The organism is Kitasatospora sp. NPDC087315, assembly GCF_044744345.1.
Classification (GTDB): domain Bacteria; phylum Actinomycetota; class Actinomycetes; order Streptomycetales; family Streptomycetaceae; genus Kitasatospora.
On sequence record NZ_JBIUYD010000019.1, the window covers coordinates 148,928 to 170,705 of the forward strand.

Here is a 21,778-nt window from a genome sequence, read left to right on the forward strand (position 1 = left end):
GGGTTTCGGCTGTTGAAAATTTTACCGGCCGGCCGGTTCCGCGGTGTTCGAGTCCCTGTGCGCCCCCGTGAACGCACGTACTTCGAATGCCGCAGAGTCATGCGTCGTTACGCCGGATTCAACTTCGTTTCCATTTCTGATGCACCACCAACCCTCGACTGGCCCCGTCATGCCGTAATCGACCGAAGAGTGGAATCACTATGGGGAAACCTGCCATCGTGCTGCTGAGTGGCGGCCTCGACTCGACCACGAGTCTGGCGATCGCCAAGGACCAGGGCTTCACGCCCTACGCGCTGAGCTTCCGCTACGGCCAGCGCCACTCCGTGGAACTGGCGGCCGCGCAGCGGGTCGCCCAGCGGCAGGGGGTGGAGCGGCACGTCATCGCCGACATCGACCTGCGGGTGTTCGGCGGCTCAGCCCTCACCGACGACATCGAGGTCCCCAAGGGCCGGAGCGACGAGGAGATGGAGAGCGGCATCCCGCTCACCTACGTCCCCGCGCGCAACACCATCTTCCTCTCCTTCGCGCTCTCCTACGCCGAGGTCGTCGGGGCGCTGGACATCTTCACCGGCGTCACCGCCGTCGACTACAGCGGCTACCCCGACTGCCGCCCGGAGTACCTGGCGGCGTACGAGGCGATGGCCAACCTCGCCACCAAGTCGACGGCCGACGGCGAGCACCGCATCCGCCTGCACTCGCCGCTGCTGCACCTGTCCAAGGCGGACATCATCCGCACCGGCATCGGGCTCGGCGTCGACTACGCCCTGACCTCCAGCTGCTACGACCCGGACGAGGACGCCCGCGCCTGCGGCCAGTGCGACACCTGCCGGCTGCGGCTCAAGGGCTTCAGCGAGGCCGGCATCGCCGACCCGGTCCGCTACCAGGGCGTGTCGGCATGACCTACCTCGTCAAGGAGATCTTCTACACGCTCCAGGGAGAGGGCCGGCACGCCGGCCGCCCGGCGGTCTTCTGCCGCTTCTCCCGCTGCAACCTGTGGACCGGGCTGGAGAAGGACCGCCACCGGGCGATCTGCCAGTTCTGCGACACCGACTTCGTGGGCACCGACGGCGAGAACGGCGGCCGGTTCGCAACCCCGGAGGACCTCGCCGCCGCCGTCGAACGAGTGTGGGCGCCGGACGCCAGCGAGCAGCGGTTCGTCGTCATCACCGGCGGCGAACCCCTGCTCCAGCTCGACGCCCCCGCCGTCGACGCCCTGCACGACCGGGGCTTCGAGGTCTCGGTGGAGACCAACGGCACCCGGACGCCGCCGCCCGGCATCGACTGGCTCTGCGTCAGCCCGAAGCTCGGCTCCGAGATGATCGTCGAGCGGGGCAACGAGCTGAAGCTGGTCTACCCGCAGGAGAACGGCGAACCGTCCCAGTTCGAGCACCTGGCGTTCGAGTCCTTCCGCCTCCAGCCCATGGACGGCCCCGACATCGAGGCCAACACCCGCGCAGCCGTCCAGTACTGCCTGGACCACCCGCTCTGGAACTTCTCCCTGCAAACCCACAAGTACCTGGGGATTTCCTGATGAGTACGTTGCTTCTGCCCGGTGGGGCGGCGGCCCGGCACACCGTGTCGGTGCGGCACAACTTCGAGACCGCGCACCGGCTTCCGCACCTGGAAGGCAAGTGCGTCCACTTCCACGGGCACTCCTGGTGGATGCAGGCCAGCATCTCGGCGCCGGCCCTCGCCGACGGCACGGTGGTGGAGTTCGGCGCGTTCAAGGCGCGGATCCGCTCGTGGATCGACACCCACCTCGACCACGGCGCCATGCTGGGCGCCGACGACCCGCTCGCCGCGGTGCTGACCGAGCACAAGAGCAAGCTCTTCCGCTTCGGCGCCGCCGACCCGACCCCGGCCGAACGACTCGCCGAAGGACTGTCGTACCCGACCGTCGAGGCCGTCGCCGAACTGCTCGCCCGGGTCGCCGACGAGGCGCTGCGCTCGTTGGACAGTGCGCCCGGCGCGTTCGTCCAGGAGGTCCTGGTGAACGAGACCCACGTCAATGCCGCGGGATGGCGCAATGTGCCGGCCTGAGCTCGGCTGGCCGTCCCCGTTGTCCACCGAGGAGTTCACGACATGACCAGTATCGACAGCCCGGCTCTCACCGGATCGGCTCTCACCGGGGCCGCCCTCTCCGGGGCCGAGCTCTCCGGCGAGGCCGCCCTGGACCAGGCCACCGCCCACGCGCGCGCCATGCTCACGTCGCTCGGCATCGACTGCGACAGCGCGTCCACCCGGCGCACCCCCTACCGGTTCGTGAAGGCCCTGGCCGAGATGACCGACGGGCTGCGCCAGGACCCGACCCGGCACCTGAAGGTGCAGTTCCCGGCCGAGTCCGTCAACCAGGGGATCATCGCCGCCGTCGACGTCCCCTTCGTCGCCGTGTGCGAGCACCACGTCCTGCCGTTCCTCGGCCGGGCGACCGTCGCCTACCTCCCGGCGCCGGGCGCCCACATCGTCGGCCTCTCCAAGCTCGCCCGGGTGCTCCAGGAGTACGCGGCCAGGCCGCAGGTGCAGGAGCGGCTCGGCGAGCAGGTGGTCGAGGCGCTCAGCAAGCACCTGACCTCGCTCGGCGCGGCCTGCCTGATCCGCTCCGAACACGCCTGCCTCACCCTGCGCGGGGCCGAGGCGCACGGGGCGGTCATGGTGACCAGCCACCTGTCCGGGGAGTTCACCACGGACCAGGGCCTGCGCGCGCAGGTCCTCGCCCTGGCGCCCGCCCACACCGGGCGCTGACCGCTCCCCGCACGACCACCCGGCGGCGGCGCCCCTTCGGCGCCGCCGCCAGGCGCCTTCGCCCCCGATCCGACCTGCTCCGACCTGTTCCGACTTGCTCCGACTTGCTCCGACCTGCTCCGACCTGCTCCGACCCTGAACGGACCACGCGCGTGAACATCGCCTTCGTACTGCTGACCCACAACCCCGACGAACCGGCCGGGATCGAGCGCAGCATCGCCTCGCTCGCCGACGGCCTGCGCGAACTGGGCCATCGCGCCCTCATCGTGGCGGCCGGCCCGGCCCACCCGGCCGACGACCCCGACCTGCTCCGCCTGACCAGCCTCGCCCTGCCGCGCCCCGTCCAGTACGACGAGGTGATGCGCCTGCTCGCCGAACCCGCCGCCGTCGACCGGGAGGTGCGGGACCTGCTCACCGCCCACCGGGTCGACCTGGTCTGCTGGGTCGACGCGGGCGCCGGCCTCGGCTTCCTCAACCCCGCCCCGCCCGGCGTGCGCACCGCGCTGATGGTGCACTTCCTGCGCACCGACGACGCGATGCACGAGAGCCTCAAGCACCAGCCGGGCGTCGTCCTGCCGGTCAGCGACTTCCTGACCGGCGAGGCCGCCCGCGCCGGGCTCGACACCACCGGCTGGCAGGCCCTGCCCAACGCCCTGCTGCACCACAGTGCGCCGCCCACCGCCGAGGAGCGCGAGCGGCTGCGGCGCACCGGCCCGGTGCGGACGCTCTCCCGGGCCGATCCGCAGAAGGGCGTCGCCGAGCTGCTCCGCGCCTACCCCGCCGAAGGGCTCGGCCGGCCCGTCCAGATCGTGCTGGCGGCGGCCGGGTTCGAGTTCTGGCCCGGCATGCAGGAGCAGGTGATCAGCGAATGCCGCGCCCTGGCCGCCGGCCTGCCGGACGTCGAGATCCTGCCCGCCCTGCCCTGGCAGGAGGTGCAGCCGTTCCTCGCGGGCGCCGCCGTCACCGTGATGGGCTCGAACGCGCCGGAGACCTTCGGCAACGTCGCCGCCGAGTCGCTGTCGGTGGGCACGCCGGTGGTCGGGTACGGGCTCGGGCACCTGCCCGTGCTCACCGGCGGGGCGGGCCGGATGGTGGAGCTGGAGCAGGGGCCGGAGGGGATCTGGCGGGCGCTGCGGGAGCTGGTCGACGACCCGGAGGCCTACCACGCGGCCGTCGGGCAGGCGCCGCGGCAGGTCGCCGACCAGACGCCGGTCGCGGTCGCGCGGGCGTTCCTGCGGGCGGCGGCGCCGGACGCGGTCTGAGCGGCTGCGTGCTTGAGCGGCCACGTGGTTGAGCGGCCGGTGCGGTGGAGTGGTCATCGCGTCTGAGCGGCCATGTGTCTGAGCGGCCATGTGTCTGAGCGACCACACGGCTGAGGGCCCCCGGGGTGTCCGGGGGCCCTCAACCGGCCTGTGGGGGTCAGGACTTGGCGGCCGATCCGGGCCGGGCGACCAGGACGGCACCCTGGTCCCCGATCGCGTGCGGGCGGCGTGCGAAGTGGCGGCGCAGCGCGGGCGCGATCGCCTGCCGCATCGCCCCGGCGTCCGGGTGGTCCTCGTACCAGAAGTTGACCAGCGTCGTCGTCGCCGCCCGGACCCGGTCGTCCAGGTCGGGCTCGGGGAAGTGCAGCGCGGCCTCCGTCCGGTACAGCGAGAAGTCGTGGAACCCGTGCGTGCTCAGCAACTCGGCCGCGGTGGCCAGCAGATAGCCCTGGTGGTCATGGGGCTCGCCGGCCAGCGGGACGCAGGTCTCGTTGAGGATGCTCACCAGCTCGTTGTCGTCGGCGCCGCCGATCAGTACGACCTTCGCCTCCGGGTCGGTGCGGTCGCAGACCCGCGCCAACTCGGCGACGGACCGCTCCAGATCGTCCACGTAGGGCAGGATCCAGGTGGCGAACACCACGTCGAACGAGGCGTCCGGGAACGGCAGCGACTCCGCGTGCCCGGGGATGATCTCGATCGTGCCGGTGCCGCCCTCCTCCGCGCGCTCGGTGAGCGTCGCCACCCGCTGGCTGTGCGGCTCGACGGTGGTGCAGTGGCCCAGCTGGACGGCCACGGCGCGGGTGAGGTCACCGGTGCCGCCGCCGACGTCGAGCGCGCGCTTGTTGGCGGCGGTGGTGGAGCAGATCAGCGAGATCTCCTCCCGGCGCTCCAGCCGGCTGGTGAAGTCCAGCCAGCCGCCGTGACTCAGCCGGTGCGGCCCGCGATAGGCGGCCGGCATGCGGTCGGCCGGCCCGCACAGCGGATGCGTGCGCACACCCGTGGCGTCGAGGCCGGTGGAAACCAGTGCGGTGGATATCGGCGCGTTCAAATTAGAGCTCCCCTAAGGAGATTGTTCACGGGTGCATTCCATTGTGGCGCAGGGTGTCTCCATCGTAGCCATTGGCGGTGGCCAGTCAATGGTGGTCCGGAAAGGTCTGATGAAATGGCTTGGAATGGACCTCTCGGTACGACCGGACAGTGCCCCGGCATTCACTGGAGCCGAATTCAAGGTTTACTGCGAGGGGTGACCGGTGATTCCAGGCAGGTGGCGAGCGCCGTCTGATTCGCCAGGAAGCGCGTCGCCACCGCGATGCTCCGTGACTCCGCTATCGAACTGCCGCGGACTTCCTGGAGGATCCTGCGCAGGGCGACCAGGTCGTACCGCCGCACGACCTCGATGATCGCGGTTTCGGCCAGCGGCCCGAGGCGGGCGCCCGGCACGATCGACCGGGTGCACAGGTCGAGAAGTGCGGCCGCCGCCCCGGAACGGGGGCCGCCGGGCCAGGCGAGACCGGCGATCCGCCGGATCCTCCGGTCGTCGGCCTGCGGTTCGTCGGCCCGCGGCCCGTCGGCCGGTTCCGGGGCGAACCAGTGGTGGCGCCGGGAGAGGACGGCCGCGCACAGCAGCGCGTCGACGTAGGTCGTGTGGTACGAGTGGTAGAAGCGGTAGCCGGCGCGGCCGGCCGGTTCCTGCTTCGCCAGCTCCGCGTCCCGGAACGTGGGACCGGGCAGCGCCCCCCGGTCGTCGAGCACCCGGGTGCGCACCGCCCAGCCGCAGCGTGCGGCCGCCGAGGCGTGCCCCGGCAGTACCGCATCGGCCAGCAGCAATTCCCCCAGCAGGTCGAAATCGTCGATGGCCAGCGCGAAGCAGATGGTGGATCCGATCGAGGACCGGAGCCTTTCCGCGTCGATTCCCGGAATCCCGGCCGCGCCGAAGTCGGTGGCGTACATGAGGGTATGGGTGAGTGCGTAGCAGTCCTCCCGGGTGGCGTAAAGACCGTCCCGATCGGAGGCAATGGCCGACACCTCCGGACGCCACTTCGACGCCGCCCGGCCGGATTCGGCGAACGCCGGATGCGCCGCCCCGCGCCGCGCCCACTCGAATTCCAGGCGACGGAACGGCACATGCTCCTCGATGCCCACCTGGCCGGTCCCGACCGCGTTTTCCAGCAGGTGGTCCAGGTCCTCGTCCGGGCAGCCCAGGGCGGAAAGGAAAAGGTGGCCCAGGCCCAGACTCGACACCGTTCTGGGGTGGCGGGCGATCACGCAGCGCACCCGGCCGCCGCGGCACCTCCGTACGCACTCGTCGACGAGCCGCCGCCAGGCCTCGCCGTCCCGGTGACCCGGAATCCGGCCGGTCACCAGCAGGAGCATCGCCGTCTCGATGGCGACCTTGTCCTCCTTGCGGACCATCTCGCCGGGGTCGTCGTGCCAGTGGGCGGCGTAGTCGTCCAGGTGTCGCAGCTGCCCGGCGGCGAACTCCAGTACCTCGTCGATCCGGTGGTGCAGATACTCCGCCCGGGGGGCCGCACCGGGCGGGGCGGTCAGGCGGTCGCGCGGGCCGGCCATGGTGATGAACCTCCGCCGGGCGTCCGGTCCCCTTGTTCGTGGGTCCGCTTGTTCGGGGCGGCCTTGTTCGGGGTGGCCTTGTTCGGGGGTGGCCGCAGGGCCGGTGGCGATGGCGCCCCGACTCCTGCGGTCACCGTGTGCCGGTTGTCGACGATGCCATTCCTCATTCCTCAAGCGGGCGGACTACGACGCAGTAGTTGGGATTGCATGCCACGAACGACTGGGTCTGCTTCTCGCTGTTGATCACCTCGGGCGTCAGATGCCCGCGGAGCTTCTCCGCCAAATTGATCAACTCGCTGTCGGACAGCTCCTGGGCAAGCTTCTGCAGGTCCACCTGGCGTTCGGTCATCGCTCCCACCTCCTTTCCGTTCGGCTAGCGGAACAGCCGCTGCAGAGTGGGGGACCGCAGCAGGATGTCCGTGATCTTCTCGATGAGACGCGGATGGTATTCCGGGCGCCCGCCCAGATCGTGGACCACGCGTTCGGCCGGGCTCCCGCCCAGCAGGAGGCGGAGGATCTCCGGCAGCGGCTCGACGGGATCGATCCCGTCGGCCTGGGAGAGCAGATCGCCGATCCCCGCAGCCATCCGCCCAACCGGATCGGCCCCGTACCGTGCGGCGAAGGCGTCCAGGGAGCCCCGGCGGTCCAGGCCGTTCAGCGCGAGCGCCAGCACGAGCCGCGCCTCGGGGGAGTTCACCCGGCGGCGCAGGGCCGTCAGCCGGTGGTCGCGCACCACCTCGCGGGCGGCTGCCCGCAAGGGGTCGGCGAACTCCGCCCGCCGGTCGGCGACGAGGCCGATCGCCTCCTCGGTGAAGGCGCCGTCGAGGTCCAGCCCGCACACGTCCAGCAGGACGGTGACGGCGGAGACGAGATCGTCCGTGGCGAGGGAGCGCCGGACGGCCTCCCGCAGCCCCTTCTCGTCCTCCTGCCGTAAGAGGTGCAGCAGTTGGAGCCGGCGGGTGAGCGACGGGTCCTCGTCGAACGGGTTGACCGAGAGCGACGGCGGACAGTACTCGTACTGGGGCTGCGCGCCGGGGTCGGACCGGGTCCGGACGACCAGCGTCGCCGACGGCTGGTCGAGGTGGAACAGCGCGTGCGCGCCCCGGGCACCCGGCAGGATCGGGCGCACATCGCCCACGGCCAGGACCTCCGACCGCAGCCGGGTCGTGCGGCCGAGGAGCAGCCGCCCCGAGATCCGCGCACTCTCGTCGAAGCGCCAGGAACTGTGCAGGCTCGACCCGTGGAGCACGCGGAAGGCGCCCTGGAATGCGTGCTCGTGGATGGACGTGGTCGACTCCAGCCAGTACAGCAGCGTCATGTGGAAGCGGCTGGTGCTGTACAGCGTGAGCGGCGGCTGGCCGAAACGGGCGTCGAGATCCGTCTGCGCCGGAAGCACCGGCTCACTCGCGGCCCGCGCGGCCAGTTCGAGCGCGTCGACCTCGTCTAAGCAGGCGGCCTCCGACAGGCGCCGCACGGCGATGCCGACGAAGGCGTCCTCCCCGAAGTCGTGCGCCCGCCACTCCCGTGCGACGGCGTCACCCAGCTCCCGGAACGGACTCCACACGTCGTTTCCAGCCACGATGACCGACGACCCATCCAGTGCACGGCGCCGACCTGGCAATGCCCACCAGGCGCAGACGCCTCGGAGGTTCGGGCATTTACAATTTTCCTACACCCCCGGGAGCCGCGCACCCGGGGGAGGCCTGCTCACTCTGCGTCAGATACCCCGGGGAGTGAATCCGCCGAGCCGAGCGGCTGAACCCGGTGCGCTCGCCAGAGGTGGAGGGCGGTCGGCAGCGCGATCGCGGCGCAGCCGCGTGCCGCGCCCGCTTCGCTGCGTCAGGCCGGACGGCGGGTCGAGGTGCCCTTCCGCCGGGCGCGCGGGGCTTCCAGCCGTGCGGAAGCCCCGGCAGGGGCTCCTCCGGTTACCAGGGCGCGCGGCCCGGGCGACCCTGTCGCGGTTTCAGGCGCGGCTGATCGCCGCCCCGTCGCTGCGCGGGTCGGCGGCGGCGTGCAACGTGCCGCCGGGGCCCACCCGGACAAGTTGCCCGTGGCCGACCTGCTCGTCGAGAGTCCCGCCGACCTGGACCTGCGCACCCATGCCGCGCAGGGAGCCGATGGCGGCGGCGGGGACGTCCGGTTCCACGAAGACGGCGTCCGTCGGCGCGTCCACCTCCATGCCGCCGACCACCCACCGGGGGCTGTGCAGGGCGGTGGTGACGGAGTCCCCGGCGTGCAGGCGCAGCGCGAGGTGGGCGTGGATCTGCGGTTGCGCCTTACCACCCATGGTGCCGTGCGCGCCGGTGACGGCGCCGTCCCGCCGGGTCAGGACGGGCATCAGCGTGTGGGCGGGGCGGCTGCCGCCGCGCAGGCGGTTGGGGGCGCCCGGGAGCAGGCTGAAGAACGACCCCCGGTTGTGCAGGACGACACCGGTGGCCGGGTCGAGGATGCCGGATCCGAAACTGTGGAAGAGGCTCTGGATCAGGGAGACCGCGTTGCCTTCGGCGTCCATGGCGACCACGGCGACGGTGTCGCCGCTGGGGCGGGCGGCCTGCGCGGCTGCGGTCGGGGAGGGCCCGCCGGGGTGGGCGTCCGGGTCGGTGGCGGCCTCGGCGATCCGGGCGATCCGGGCGGCGCCGAGCAGGTCGTCGACGGGGACGGGCGCGTACCGGGGGTCGGCGAGGAAGGTGTCCCGGTCGTTCGCGGCCTGTCGGAAGACGCGGGCGAGCACGGCCGCGTCGGCTCCGAGCAGGTCGAGGCCCGGATCGAGGCGTTCCACGGCGCCGAGGATCTGCAGCAAGTGCTGGCCCTGGGAGTTCGGTGGCGCGGTGAGGTACTCCTCGCCGCGGAAGGTCCGGCCGATCGGCTCGGTGGTCTCGGTGCGGTGCCGGGCGAGGTCGTCGCGGGTGATGGGCGAGCCGAGGCTCCGCAGGTGGCCGACGATCGAGGCACCGATCTCCCCGTGGTAGAGAGCGTCCGGTCCGTGGTCGGCGATGGCCGCGAGGGTCCGGGCCAGGGCGGGCTGGACGAGCGGTTCGCCGGCGGCGAGCGGCCGGCCGGCGGCGAAGAAGACCTCGCGCATGCCCTCGTCCGGTGCGAGCAGGGGCTGTTCGAGGGTGAGGGCGTGCGCGACGCCGGGGGCGGTGGGCACCCCTTCCTGGGCGTAGGCGATGGCGCTGGTGAACAGCCGGTCGAAGGGGAGCCGTCCGGCGGTCCGGGAGAGGGTGGCCCAGCCCGCGACGACGCCGGGCACGGTGACGCTGAGCGGGCCGGTGACCGGCATCCCGCCGGCGCCGGCGAGGGCGTCCGGGTCGGCGGCCATGGGTGCCGCTCCGCTGCCGTTGACCGCGACGGGATGCCGGCCGGGCCGGGCGACCAGGGCGATCAAGTCCCCGCCGACGGAGCACTGGTGGGGGTAGACCACGGTGAGTGCGATGGCCGCGGCGATGGCCGCGTCGACGGCGTTCCCGCCGTCGCGTACGGCCTGCTCGCCGGCGGCGGTGGCGAGGGCGTGGGGGGTGGCCAGCGCGAAGGCGGTCGGGGCGGGAGCGGGTGCGTGGATGCTCATGGGAGGGGCCGTTCGTCGGGGGTGCGGATGGTACCCGGCCGGTGGGCGACCGGTCAGCGAGCGGGTCCGGGGCTCTGGCTCGGGCTCTGGTGCTCGTTCGGGCTCGCGGACTGGATGGTCTCCACGATCGCCTGGTGGACTTCGAGCAGGTGCTCGGACATGGCCTGCGCGGCCGTCTCGGAGTCCTGGCCCATGACGGCCTCCAGGATGCGTCCGTGCGCCCTCAGCGAGCTGACGAGCCGTTCGGTGCTCTGGTAGGCGGGGTTGCGGGAGAGCTCGACCCATTGGTTGGTGGTTTCCAGCAGCTGGGTCAGCAGCGGGTTGTGGGCGGCCTTGGCGAGCGCCACGTGGAACTCGCTGTCGAGTTGGACCAGGCGCGGCAGCAGGCCGTGCTTCAGCGCCCGGTCCGCCTCGGCGAGCAGGTCGCTCAGGTGCTGCAGGTCGGTGTCGGTGGCACGTACCGCCGCGCGGGCGGCGACGGGCGGCTCGACGGCGGAGCGCAGGTCCATCACCTCGTGGATGAGCCTGGCCGCCGAGTCCATGTCGCCCAGCTGCCAGTCTCGCAGGGCCGGGCGGGCGATGCCCGCCACGATGGTGCCCCGGCCGGGGCGTCGGTCCACCAGTCCGCGCAGTTCCAACTCGCGGAGCGCTTCGCGGACGGTGGCCCGGGAGACCCGCCAGGTGTCCGCCAGTTCTCGTTCGGGAGGAATGCGGTCGCCCTCCGCCAGTTGTCCGTCCTCGATCAGCCGGTGGATGCGTCCGGCCAGCCGCTGCGGGCCGGAACGTGCTTCGGGAGTGATGAGCGACCAGTTGACGGACAACTGACGACCTCCATAACGGTGGGGCGGAACATGACCTACGGCGTCCATGCTCCCCGGCCGAGGACACCGGCCGGACGGCGGGAGTGGGCTCAGTCGCGGATCTCGACGGTGACCCACGCCTCGAAGGAGCTCCGCCGGGCCAGGCTCATGACGCCGATGGTGGCACGCCCACCCAGTCCGACCTCGGGGCCGAACACGTCGCGGAACAGGTCCGTGGCCCCGGAGGAGACCTTGTGGACGTCCTCGAACTCGGGCGTGGTCACCACGAAGCACAGCGACCGCACCACCGACGCGACCCGGTCGAGCGAGCCGAGGGCGTACCGGATGCCGCCCAGGCAGTTCAGCGCGGTGAGGCGGGCCGCCTGGTAGCCCTCCTCGACGGTCAGGTCCTGGCCCAGACGTCCGGCGAACCGCACGTTGCCCTGGTCGTCGTCGGCGGTGTGGCCGCCGAGGAAGAGGAGGTTGCCGGTGATGTGGTGGGGCTTCATGGAGCCGTAGTCGGCGCCGTAGTACGGGCGGCTGCTGTAGTCGGGCAGTTCCAGCCCGAGCTCCGCCACCCGCGCTTCGTAATCGGTCCGTGACATGCGCTGCTCCTTGGGGGAGGTTGACGGCTCTGCCGGTGAGCCAAGATAGTCAGATGGTCCGACCAAGTCGGGGGATTCTCTCCACACCACCCGGCTGCCTGTCAAGGCTTCCGGCCTTGAGGGCCCGGACATCTCGCCCGCGCACCCTGCCGTAAGGACCGCCCCAGATGAGATCCATCCGCTCCAACACCGCCGCCGACCAGCCCGCCGCGGCGCCCGCCGGGTCCGACCGGCGCCTGGTGGACCTGCTCCTGGTCCTGCTCACCGCGGCGGCCGGGGCCACCGACGCCGTGGCCTACCTGGGGCTCGGCGGCGTCTTCACGGCCAACATGACCGGCAATCTCGTGCTGTTCGGCATCGCCGGGGCGCACGGTGCGGACATGCACCTCGCCCGCGCGGGCATCGCCGTGATCGCCTTCACGGCGGGCCTCGTCGCCGCCTACCGGATAACCGATCGGTCCGGCCTGTCCGACTGGCTCTGGCACCCGCGGATCAGCGCCGCGCTCGGCGTCAACCTCGCCCTGCAGACGGGCTTTCTGGCCATCTGGGCGCAGTCCGGCGCGGAGCCGGGCCGCGCGGTCGACATCGCCCTGGTCGCGCTGTCCGGAGCGGCCATGGGCCTCCAGACCGCCACCGCCCGCCGCATCGCCAGGGCCGGCATCACCACGACCTTCGTCACCGGCACGCTCACCTCCGTCGCCGAGTCCCTGTCCCACGGCTCGACCAAGGACGTCCTGCGGCGCTGCGCAGTCCTCCTGGCCCTGGTCGCGGGCGCACTCGCGGGTGCGGTCACGCTGCGCTTCGCCCCTGTCCTGGCCGCGGCGATCGCGCCAACTCTGGTGCTGGCCACGCTCGTTGTGGCTCGCCGCCGCCTGCACGGAAGGCGCGGCTGAACCAGGCGCCAACGGATTCCGTCGATTCGCACCGCCCGCGCGGACGATTCCGTCAGGACAGCGGAAATCTTTCCGCCGGACCTTGACTCCGTGTCGGGGAACGCGTAGACGTTGGGCCCCGGAGGCAGTCCTGCCGGAACGCCTCCCGGTCCTTCCGGCCAAGTCATGCCCCGCCGGACCGCCTCCCCCACGGCGGTACGCGTCCCAACTCGCGCCCCCACCGGGCCGCCTGCCCTCCTTCCGGACGCCCCGGCAGCACCCCGCGGCTCACCACCGCCCGGAGAAGGACACCCCCGTGACCACAGACAGCACCCGGACCAACGGCAAGCAGACCACCCGCAGACCCAGGCCCCTGGACGTCTCCTTCCACGACGACCCCCGTGTGGTCAAGGAGGCCGCCAACGAGGACTACTCCACCCACGTCGTCCCACTGAGCTGGCGCAGCAGCCGGCTCTCCCTGACGATGACCTGGTACGCCGTGATCAGCGGCATGTTCTACCTCGTCACCGCGGCGACGCTGGCTGTCACGGTCGGCACCGTCAACACCCTCATCGGCATCGTCCTGGCCGTCATCGTGTTCGGCGTCGTCGGCGGCGCCCTGTCGCGCTACGCCGCGCACACCGGGCTCACCGTCGCCCTGCTCTCGCAACGGCTCTTCGGCCTCGCCGGCTCCGTGCTGGCCCCGCTCATCCTCGCGGCCACAGCGCTGTACTACGCCGTGTTCGAGAGCTCCGTCATCGCCCACGCCCTGCACGCCTACACCGGGGTGCTGGATATCCGGATCTGGTACGCCGTCGCCGTCGTCACCAACTTGCCGATGGTCATCGGCGGAGTGCGCCGCTGGATGGACAAGTTCAACGGCTTCCTGCTGCCGCTGTACTGGGGCGGCCTGCTCGTCGCCGTCGTCCTGGCCGCGGTGAAGTACCCCTCCAAGGGCTGGCTGACCCACGTCCCGGACAGTGCCCCGGACCTCAGCGCGCCAGGCTGGCTCTACGCCCTGTTCGTCTACCTCGGCGTGTTCGTCTTCATGATGTACACGGTGGACTTCGCCCGCTTCGGCAAGCCCGAGGACAGCCGCTACCACAGCGTCGTCACCTTCGGCCCGGTCTTCTACCTCTTCGTGTACCTCGCCAACGGTCTCATCGGGATCTTCCTGGTGATGGCGGCCGGCACCTCCGGCGCCTTGTCGGAGACAGCGATCGGCGACACCGTCATCAACCTGATGGGGATCTCGGGCCTGGTCGTCGTCTGGGTGACCCAGTCCAGGATCAACACGGCGAACTACTACGTCGCCTCCACCAATCTGGAGGCCCTGTTCACGCGGCTGCTGCGGATCCGCGTCCCCCGGGTCGCCGCCCTGATGCTCGCCGGCGTGCTGACCTACCTGTTCATGCTCACCGATGTCCTCAGCTACCTGCTCACCGCGCTGGCCTGGCAGGGCGCGTTCGTCGTCGCCTGGGTGGGCATCGCCCTGACCCACATGTGGCTCAGCCGCCACGGCGACCGCGACGGGCTGCCGGAGTTCCGCCCCGGCCGGGTGGCCTCGTTCGGCCCCGGTGCGATCGTCTGGCTGATCGTCTCGGTGCTCGGCATCGCGGTGTACGAGGGCACCGGCACCTTCGGGACCACGTGGTCCACCCCCCTGGTCCTGGTGCTCAGCATCGTCCTGTACACCGTGGCCCACCGGCTCGGCCGACCCGTCGCCCTCGACCGGCCGGGCGACCCGCGCGACGAGGTCGAGGACATCTGGGAGACCCGCGTCCGCTGCCACACCTGCGACCACTCCTATATCGCCGTGGAGATGGACCGCGACCCCAGCACCGAGGACGGCGCCGCGATCTGCGCCGACTGCGCGGGACGCAGCGCGGCGTTCCGCCGGGCCGCACTGCTCGAAGCCCGCACGGCCCCGACCGGCCGGCCCGCAGACCGCTGAGCCCGCGCCGGGCCCGTCCCCTCACGTGCCGAAGGACACGGGGGACGGGCCCGGCGCCCGGCCGAGCCTGGAGGTGAACGGCGCGTCCGTGGCCGGGGCCGGGTGTCGCGCCGCTGAGCCGGCCGGACGGGGCCGTCCGGCCGGCTCGGCGGGGGAGTGCGGGGGTCAGCACTCGATGACGTTGACGGCGAGGCCGCCGCGGCTGGTCTCCTTGTACTTGATCTTCATGTCGGCGCCGGTCTCCTTCATGGTCTTGATCGCCTTGTCGAGGGAGACGTGGTGGCGGCCGTCGCCGCGCAGGGCCATCCGGGCGGCGGTGACGGCCTTGACGGACGCCATGCCGTTGCGCTCGATGCAGGGGATCTGGACCAGGCCGCCGACCGGGTCGCAGGTGAGGCCGAGGTTGTGCTCGATGCCGATCTCGGCGGCGTTCTCGACCTGTTCGGGGGAGCCGCCGAGGACCTCGGCGAGGCCGCCGGCGGCCATCGAGCAGGCGGAGCCGACCTCGCCCTGGCAGCCGACCTCGGCGCCGGAGATGGAGGCGTTCTCCTTGAAGAGCATGCCGATCGCGCCGGCGGCGAGGAGGAAGCGGACGATGCCCTCGTCGTCGGCGCCGGGGATGAAGTTCAGGTAGTAGTGCAGGACGGCGGGGATGATGCCGGCCGCGCCGTTGGTGGGGGCGGTGACGACGCGCCGGCCGGAGGCGTTCTCCTCGTTGACGGCCATCGCGTAGAGGGTCACCCACTCCATGGCGTTGGCCGGGCCGATGCCCTCGGCGCGCAGCGCGCGGGCGCCGGAGGCGGCGCGGCGGCGGACCTTGAGGCCGCCGGGGAGGATGCCCTCGCGGGACATGCCGGCCCGGACGCACTCCTGCATGACGCGCCAGATCTCCAGCAGCCCGGCCCGGATCTCCTCCTCCGTCCGCCAGGCCTTCTCGTTCTCCAGCATCAGGCCGGAGATGGACAGGCCGGTCTCGCGGGTGAGCCGGAGCAGTTCCTCGCCGGTGCGGAAGGGGTAGCGCAGGGCGGTGTCGTCGGGCTTGACCCGGTCCGCGCCGAGCGCGTCCTCGTCGACCACGAAGCCGCCGCCGACCGAGTAGTACGTCTTCTCCAGCAGCGTGGAGCCGTCGGCCGCGTACGCCCAGAGGGTCATGCCGTTGGCGTGGTACGGCAGCGACCGGCGGCGGTGCAGGACGAGCTGGGTGTCCGGGTCGAAGTCGATCGGCTGGCTGCCGAGCAGGTTGAGGCGCTTCTCGGCCCTTATCCGCTCGACGTCCAGGTCGGCCTGGTCGACGTCCACGGTGCGCGGGGAGTTGTTCTCCAGGCCCAGCAGGACGGCCTTCGGGGTGCCGTGACCGTGCCCGGTGGCGCCGAGCGAGCCGTACAGCTCGGCGCGGACGGCGGTGGTGCCGGCCAGCAGGCCCTCGGACTTCAGTCGGCGGGCGAACATCCGGGCGGCGCGCATGGGGCCGACGGTGTGGGAACTCGAAGGGCCGATGCCGATGGAGAAGAGGTCGAAGACGCTGATGGCCACGGGGGACGTCCTTGTCTGGTCTCGTGGAAGGACAGGCGGGCAGGTGCCGGCACGGAACGGGGCACCGCGCGCACTGTCCAGTGTGCGCGGTGCCCCTTGATCGCAGGTGGCCCGACGGGGTGAGGCCGGTCACCCGCGCCGGACTACAGGTTCGGGTAGAGCGGGTACTTCGCGGCCAGCGCGGAGACGCGGGCCTTCAGACCGGTGGCGACGGCCTCGTCGAAGGCCGGCTTCAGCGCCTCGGCGATGATGTCGGCGACCTCGCGGAAGTCCTCGGCCTGGAAGCCGCGGGTGGCGAGCGCCGGGGTGCCGATCCGCAGGCCGGAGGTGACCATCGGCGGGCGGGGGTCGTTCGGGACGGCGTTGCGGTTGACCGTGATGCCGACCTCGTGGAGGCGGTCCTCGGCCTGCTGGCCGTCGAGCGCGCTGTTGCGCAGGTCGACCAGGACCAGGTGCACGTCGGTGCCGCCGGACAGGACGGACGCGCCGGCCTCGGCGACATCGGCCTGGAGCAGGCGCTCGGCCAGGATCCGGGCGCCGTCCAGGGTGCGCTGCTGGCGCTCCTTGAACTCCTCCGAGGCGGCGACCTTGAACGCGACGGCCTTGCCGGCGATCACGTGCTCCAGCGGACCGCCCTGCTGGCCGGGGAAGACCGCGGAGTTGATCTTCTTGGCGAACTCGGCCTTGGAGAGGATGACGCCGCCGCGCGGGCCGCCCAGGGTCTTGTGGGTGGTGGTGGTGACCACGTCCGCGTACGGCACCGGGTTGGGGTGCAGGCCGGCGGCGACCAGACCGGCGAAGTGCGCCATGTCGACCATCAGCAGCGCGCCGACCTCGTCGGCGATCCGGCGGAAGGCGGCGAAGTCCAGCTGGCGCGGGTAGGCGGACCAGCCGGCGATGATCAGCTTGGGCTGGTGCTCCTTGGCGAGGCGCTCGACCTCGGCCATGTCGACCTGGCCGGTCTTCTCGTCGACGTGGTACGCGGCCACGTTGTAGAGCTTGCCGGAGAAGTTGATCTTCATGCCGTGGGTCAGGTGACCGCCGTGGGCCAGGCTCAGGCCCAGGATGGTGTCGCCCGGCTGGATCAGCGCGAACATCGCGGCGGCGTTGGCCTGCGCGCCGGAGTGCGGCTGGACGTTGGCGTGCTCGGCGCCGAACAGGGCCTTGATCCGGTCGATCGCGATCTGCTCGACGACGTCCACGTGCTCACAGCCGCCGTAGTAGCGGCGGCCGGGGTAGCCCTCGGCGTACTTGTTGGTGAGCACCGAGCCCTGGGCCTCCATGACCGCCACCGGGGCGAAGTTCTCGGAGGCGATCATTTCCAGGGTGGTCTGCTGGCGGTGCAGCTCGGCGTCGACCGCGGCGGCGATCTCCGGGTCGAGAGCGTGCAGGGACTGGTTGAGAACCGTCATGGTGTGGTCTTCCCGGGGAGGAGAGAAGGACGTGCCGCGCTTGGCGCGCCCTTGGGAGGGAGGCGGCGGGCGACGGGAGGGCGGGGACGGCCGGCCGCGGGGCGGCCGCCGCGCTGCGGCCGCCCCGGCGGACGATCAGGCCTCGGGGTTGGTGAGCGCGTCGTACTCGTCGGCGCTCAGCAGCTCGTCGGTGGCCTCGACGCGGACCTTGAACAGCCAGCCGCCTTCGAAGGGCTCGCTGTTGACGAGGGCGTTGTCGTCCAGGACGGCCTGGTTGACCTCGACGATCTCGCCGGTGACCGGCGAGTACAGGTCGCTGACCGACTTGGTGGACTCGAGCTCGCCACAGGTCTCACCCGCGGTCACGGTCTCGCCGACCTCGGGCAGCTGCACATAGACGATGTCGCCCAGGGCGTCGGCCGCGTGGGCGGTGATACCGACCGTGGAGACACCGTCAGCGGCGGCCGTCAGCCACTCGTGCTCCTTGGTGTACTGCAGGTGCTGGGGGTTGCTCATGGCGTCATTCTCCAGGATGGGAAGCGGGTACGACGAAGCGGTCCGGCGGGCGGACGGCATCGACGTGGATCTACGGGGGGAAAGCGGGCCTCGGCGGACGGGCCGGAGGCGGGCTCCGCCCCGCGCCGGGGAGCTGCCCGGCGCGGGACGGAGCGGGCCCTCAGCGGGCGCGCTTGTAGAACGGCAGCGCCACGACCTGCACCGGCTCGGGCCGGCCGCGGACGTCCACCGCGACGGTGGTGCCGGGCGCGGCGTCCGCCGCGTCCACGTAGGCGATCGCGATCGGCTTGCCCAGCGTGGGGGAGGGGGCGCCGGAGGTGATCCGGCCGATCGGCGTGCCGTCGGCGGAGACCACGGTGTAGTCGGCGCGCGGGACGCGCTTGCCCTCGGAGACCAGGCCGACCAGCACCCGCGGCGGGTGGGCCTCGGCCTCGGCGGCGGCCTTCTCCAGCGCCTTGCGGCCGATGAACGCGCCCTCGTTGGTGGTCTTGTCGAACCGGACAACCCGGCCCAGGCCGGCGTCGAACGGGGTCAGGTCGGTGGACAGCTCGTGCCCGTACAGCGGCATGCCCGCCTCCAGGCGCAGCGTGTCGCGGCAGGACAGGCCGCAGGGCACCAGGCCGCGGTCGGCGCCGGCCTCGGTCAGCGCCGTCCAGACGGGCTCGGCGTCGGCCGGGGCGCAGAAGATCTCGAAGCCGTCCTCGCCGGTGTAGCCGGTGCGGGCGAGCAGCACCTCGCGGCCGGCCACCCGGGCCGGGAGGATCGCGTAGTACTTCAGGCCGGGCAGGTCGGCGTCGGTGGTGTCGGCGAGGATCGCGGTGGACTCCGGGCCCTGGACGGCGATCAGGGAGTAGGTGTCGCGGTCGTCGGTGACGACGGCGTCGAAGCCCTTGGCGCGGGCGATCAGCTCGTCCAGCACCAGCTGGGCGTTGGAGGCGTTGGCGACGACCAGGAAGGCGTCCTCGCGCAGGCGGTAGACGATCAGGTCGTCCAGGATGCCGCCGTCCTCGGCGCAGATCATGGTGTAGCGGGCGCGCAGCACGCCCAGCGCGGAGACGAAGCCGACCAGCGCGTGGTCCAGCATCTCGCCGGCCTGCGGACCGGTGACGGTGATCTCGCCCATGTGGGAGAGGTCGAAGAGGCCGGCCCTGGTGCGGACGGCGAGGTGCTCCTCGCGCTCGCTGCCGTAGCGCAGCGGCATGTCCCAGCCGGCGAAGTCGGTCATGGTCGCGCCGAGGGCGCGGTGCAGCGCGTCGAGCGCGGTGAGGCGGAGGGACGACATGGCCTGGGACTCCTCGGTCTGGGCACTCAGGTGTGCGCACGCCGGACCGGTCCCGCTCGGGGCCGACCCTGCGCGCGGGCATGCGGCGGCTGGGTCTCCCCATCTGTCGTCGTACCTGAGAGCTTCACCGCACGCAGGCCCGCAGCTCTTTACAGCTAACAGGACAACATGGCGGCTTGCACCGTGGGTGGGCGCGTGGCAGAGCCGTGCGCCGCTTTCCAGATGTGCCTAACCCGTGCGGTAGGGGTGCCTGAGAGTTTCCGGGGAGGACTTGCTCCTTCGGCGCCGGCTGTGCCGCCTGACGGGGCACTCCGGGCTCTCCCGCGCGGGTTCGAGCGGCCTGTATGGAGTTAGGGGCCTCCGTCGGGAAAGCGCGGAGACGCGCACATCATGGCACGTCTGCGCCCCGGGCGGGAGAGGGGCCCCGGGCGGCCCGCTAGGCTGCTCGGCGTCGGCGGGCGCGCCGGCGGGCACGGCGCGGCGCACGAGCACGACACACGGACACAGGGCGGTACAGGGGCGCATGGGGTACCCGGCGGAGCAGCAGCAGGGGTGGGGCGGCCCGGAGACGGCGCCGCAGGGCGGCGGATGGCCGGCCAACGAGCTGGAGCAGGTGCTCACCGCCGCGCTCGGCGACCCGGGCGCGACCGCCCGGGTGATCGAGGTACTGGCCCGCAGCCAGGTGTGGATCCCGCTGCCGGCCGGGGCCGATCCGCAGGGCCAGTCGCTGAACCTGCCGACCGTCGAGCTGGCCGGCGACCCCTATGTGCCGGTCTTCTCCTCGCAGGAGGTGTTCCTGCGGCAGGCGCCGGGGATGGCCTTCGCGGTCGCGCCGGTCTGGGAGTTCGCCCGCGGGCTGCCGCTGGGCATCGGCATAGCGGTGAACCCGGAGGCGGCGGTCGGCATCCCGGTGCCGCCGGAGGGCGTGGCCGAGCTGCGGCGCGGGCCGCGCGAGGACCGCTGGGAGGCCCCGGACAGCCCGACCGGCGGCCGGGTGGCGCTGCGCGAGCCGGTGCCGGGCGAGGACCCGGAGGCCTTCCTGGCCGCCGCCCGGGCCGAACTCGCCGGCCTGCCCGGGGTGCTGACCGCCCGGCGGGCGCTGGCCAGCGTCGAGGGCGAGCCGACCGTGATGTTCATCGGGGTCCAGCTCGACCCGGCGGCCCCGGCTGAGCCGGCCACCGTGAACGAAGCACTGGGCCGGGCACTGGGAACCGCGCCGCTGCCCGGCGGCGTCCACCTCGTACTACTCGATCTCGTGGAGGATCCCGTGGTCGAGTGGTTGCTCAACCAGGTCCGGCCGTTCTACACACGGATGTGACGCGTTCCCTCCCCGCCCGGCGTCGGGCCGGAGGAGGGGACGAGGCAGACACGTCGGCGTGGCGGCGGTCGGTGGCGCGCCATAGGGTGCGTGCAGGCAGCCGCCGGGTCGGCGGGTGAGAGAAGAAGAGGCGCAGCGAGGTGGGCGCATGAGTGCGGGAGCGGTAGCGGGCGGTGCACCGGGGCCCTGGGGCCAGGCGCCCGCCGGGCGCCCCGGCGCGGATCCGGGTGCGCTGGAGCGAGCCCTGCGCGAGGTCGCGCCGGAGCGCTACGAGGCGTACGAGGCGCTGCTGCACGCCCTTGCCGCGGGCCAGGTCTGGATGCTGCTCTGGCACGGCACCCCCGGCAGCCCGGACGCCCAGTACGGGAACATGGAGATCAGCGGCCACGGCTACGCGCCGGCCGTCACCTCGCCCGAGCAGCTGGCGGCGTCCGGCTGGGCCCGGGCGCACGAGGTGATCTCCGGCCGGGAGATCGCCGCCTCGCTGTACCGCACCCGCTGGGGCCTCTGGCTGAATCCGCACGCCCCCGGCGGCGGTGTCGGGGTGCCCTGGGCGGACCTCCGGCGGATCGCGGCGGGGCTGGACCGGCTGCCGGCCGGGCCGCTGAAGCTGAGCGAACCGCAGGTGCCGGCCCAGCAGTTCTTCGCGCTGCTGGAGCGGCAGGCGGGCGAGGTGCGGGCGGTCAGGGCGCTGTGCCGGGCCTGGGTGCAGCCCGCCGTCGGCGAGCCGTACCTGGCCATCGGCCTTGATCTTTACGAGAGTTCGCCACCGACCGTGGAGGCCGTCCGGGCCCTGATGCAGCGGGCGATCGCGGTGGCCCCGGAGGGCCTGGCCGTCTCCACGGTGGCGATGGGGGACGAGTACGACCCGGTGGCGCTCTGGATGCGGGCCAACGCGCGGCCGTTCTTCGACCGTGAGGCGGCCGGCCACGGGCGGCCGGCGACCGCGCCCTACCCGCCGGTGCCGCCACCGCCGTACACCTCGCAGACGGGGCCGGCGTACGGCGGTTACGGCACCCAGCCGCCCGGCCCTGGCTGGCCGGGGCAGCCGCCGCAGCAGCAGCCGTGGCCCGGCTATCCGGGGCGCTGACCGGGCGCGCCGGAGCCCCGCACCGTCGAAAACCAGTACGAGAAGCCGACTTGACGTGACGTCAGGTCGGCTTCCTGGTTTTTCCGGACGATTTTCCGGCCGGTGCCGTCACACATCTTGACATGCCTGTAACAGCTGTGTGAAGAGGGATATGCCGAGAATCCGGAGGTGCATGCGCACAGATCACAGTTGGGCATCTGTCGGTGGTCAGGGCTGGCGCAAGCCAGTTCAGATGGCAGAGAGTTCTGCGCAACGC

20 protein-coding genes and 1 riboswitch are annotated in these 21,778 nt (G+C 72.2%); of the genes, 9 read left to right on the forward strand and 11 right to left on the reverse strand.

The features are described from left to right. Positions 1-200 precede the first annotated feature (200 nt). The 5 genes from queC (at position 201) to ACIO5D_RS26025 (ending at position 4,004) form a co-directional block, all read left to right on the forward strand. On the forward strand, positions 201-899 hold the full coding sequence (queC, locus tag ACIO5D_RS26005) for a 7-cyano-7-deazaguanine synthase QueC (RefSeq protein WP_363610695.1): 699 nt from the start codon (positions 201-203) through the stop codon (positions 897-899). Then, a complete protein-coding gene (gene queE, locus ACIO5D_RS26010) occupies positions 896-1,531 on the forward strand; it encodes a 7-carboxy-7-deazaguanine synthase (RefSeq protein WP_363610697.1) in 636 nt (211 codons plus the stop codon). The genes queC and queE overlap by 4 nt, the downstream gene beginning before the upstream one ends. Continuing rightward, a complete protein-coding gene (locus tag ACIO5D_RS26015; RefSeq protein WP_363610699.1) occupies positions 1,531-2,040 on the forward strand; it encodes a 6-carboxytetrahydropterin synthase in 510 nt (169 codons plus the stop codon). Before queE ends, ACIO5D_RS26015 begins: the two co-directional genes overlap by 1 nt. A 42-nt stretch (positions 2,041-2,082) precedes the next feature. After that, entirely contained in the window at positions 2,083-2,742 is a 660-nt protein-coding gene (gene folE / locus ACIO5D_RS26020; protein ID WP_363610701.1) for a GTP cyclohydrolase I, read from the forward strand. 152 nt (positions 2,743-2,894) lie between these two features. Further along, complete coding sequence (locus ACIO5D_RS26025; protein ID WP_400654721.1) at positions 2,895-4,004, forward strand: glycosyltransferase family 4 protein; 1,110 nt, start codon at positions 2,895-2,897, stop codon at positions 4,002-4,004. 157 nt (positions 4,005-4,161) lie between these two features. On the opposite strand, the gene ACIO5D_RS26030 is transcribed toward ACIO5D_RS26025, so the two are convergent. From ACIO5D_RS26030 to ACIO5D_RS26060, 7 genes are all read right to left on the reverse strand, one after another. After that, positions 4,162-5,052: a methyltransferase domain-containing protein gene (locus ACIO5D_RS26030; RefSeq protein ID WP_363610705.1), complete on the reverse strand. Its 891-nt coding sequence runs from the start codon at positions 5,050-5,052 to the stop codon at positions 4,162-4,164. Between the two features lie 176 nt (positions 5,053-5,228). Continuing rightward, positions 5,229-6,572: a DUF6895 family protein gene (locus tag ACIO5D_RS26035; RefSeq protein ID WP_400798111.1), complete on the reverse strand. Its 1,344-nt coding sequence runs from the start codon at positions 6,570-6,572 to the stop codon at positions 5,229-5,231. Between the two features lie 163 nt (positions 6,573-6,735). After that, positions 6,736-6,921: a hypothetical protein gene (locus ACIO5D_RS26040; RefSeq protein ID WP_363610709.1), complete on the reverse strand. Its 186-nt coding sequence runs from the start codon at positions 6,919-6,921 to the stop codon at positions 6,736-6,738. A 24-nt stretch (positions 6,922-6,945) separates the two neighbouring features. After that, a complete protein-coding gene (locus ACIO5D_RS26045; RefSeq protein ID WP_400798114.1) occupies positions 6,946-8,136 on the reverse strand; it encodes a hypothetical protein in 1,191 nt (396 codons plus the stop codon). 399 nt (positions 8,137-8,535) lie between these two features. Then, the gene (locus ACIO5D_RS26050) at positions 8,536-10,140 is read right to left on the reverse strand and encodes a gamma-glutamyltransferase family protein (protein WP_400798116.1); all 1,605 of its coding nucleotides are present in this window, start codon (positions 10,138-10,140) and stop codon (positions 8,536-8,538) included. Between the two features lie 53 nt (positions 10,141-10,193). After that, a complete protein-coding gene (locus tag ACIO5D_RS26055) occupies positions 10,194-10,961 on the reverse strand; it encodes an FCD domain-containing protein (RefSeq protein ID WP_363610715.1) in 768 nt (255 codons plus the stop codon). 89 nt (positions 10,962-11,050) lie between these two features. Continuing rightward, on the reverse strand, positions 11,051-11,545 hold the full coding sequence (locus tag ACIO5D_RS26060) for a RidA family protein (protein WP_363610717.1): 495 nt from the start codon (positions 11,543-11,545) through the stop codon (positions 11,051-11,053). A 167-nt stretch (positions 11,546-11,712) separates the two neighbouring features. Between ACIO5D_RS26060 and ACIO5D_RS26065 the strand changes: the two genes are divergently transcribed. Together ACIO5D_RS26065 and ACIO5D_RS26070 are read left to right on the forward strand one after the other, a co-directional pair. Then, positions 11,713-12,438: a YoaK family protein gene (locus ACIO5D_RS26065; protein WP_363610719.1), complete on the forward strand. Its 726-nt coding sequence runs from the start codon at positions 11,713-11,715 to the stop codon at positions 12,436-12,438. A 295-nt stretch (positions 12,439-12,733) separates the two neighbouring features. Continuing rightward, a complete protein-coding gene (locus ACIO5D_RS26070; RefSeq protein WP_400798119.1) occupies positions 12,734-14,371 on the forward strand; it encodes a purine-cytosine permease family protein in 1,638 nt (545 codons plus the stop codon). A 165-nt stretch (positions 14,372-14,536) separates the two neighbouring features. Here the strand turns inward: ACIO5D_RS26070 and ACIO5D_RS26075 are convergent, their stop codons facing one another. The 4 genes from ACIO5D_RS26075 to gcvT form a co-directional block, all read right to left on the reverse strand. Then, complete coding sequence (locus ACIO5D_RS26075; protein ID WP_363610723.1) at positions 14,537-15,904, reverse strand: L-serine ammonia-lyase; 1,368 nt, start codon at positions 15,902-15,904, stop codon at positions 14,537-14,539. A 143-nt stretch (positions 15,905-16,047) separates the two neighbouring features. Further along, positions 16,048-17,316, reverse strand: a complete 1,269-nt coding sequence (gene glyA / locus ACIO5D_RS26080) for a serine hydroxymethyltransferase (RefSeq protein WP_400758458.1) — start codon at positions 17,314-17,316, stop codon at positions 16,048-16,050. A 135-nt stretch (positions 17,317-17,451) separates the two neighbouring features. After that, a complete protein-coding gene (gene gcvH, locus ACIO5D_RS26085; RefSeq protein WP_363610727.1) occupies positions 17,452-17,832 on the reverse strand; it encodes a glycine cleavage system protein GcvH in 381 nt (126 codons plus the stop codon). Between the two features lie 160 nt (positions 17,833-17,992). After that, positions 17,993-19,114: a glycine cleavage system aminomethyltransferase GcvT gene (gene gcvT / locus ACIO5D_RS26090; protein ID WP_400798121.1), complete on the reverse strand. Its 1,122-nt coding sequence runs from the start codon at positions 19,112-19,114 to the stop codon at positions 17,993-17,995. 228 nt (positions 19,115-19,342) lie between these two features. Next, positions 19,343-19,448, reverse strand: a riboswitch (glycine riboswitch). A 189-nt stretch (positions 19,449-19,637) separates the two neighbouring features. Between gcvT and ACIO5D_RS26095 the strand changes: the two genes are divergently transcribed. Then, complete coding sequence (locus tag ACIO5D_RS26095) at positions 19,638-20,432, forward strand: enhanced serine sensitivity protein SseB (protein ID WP_363610731.1); 795 nt, start codon at positions 19,638-19,640, stop codon at positions 20,430-20,432. Positions 20,433-20,580: 148 nt separating this feature from the next. Then, complete coding sequence (locus ACIO5D_RS26100) at positions 20,581-21,522, forward strand: enhanced serine sensitivity protein SseB C-terminal domain-containing protein (RefSeq protein WP_400798123.1); 942 nt, start codon at positions 20,581-20,583, stop codon at positions 21,520-21,522. Positions 21,523-21,778: the final 256 nt, after the last annotated feature.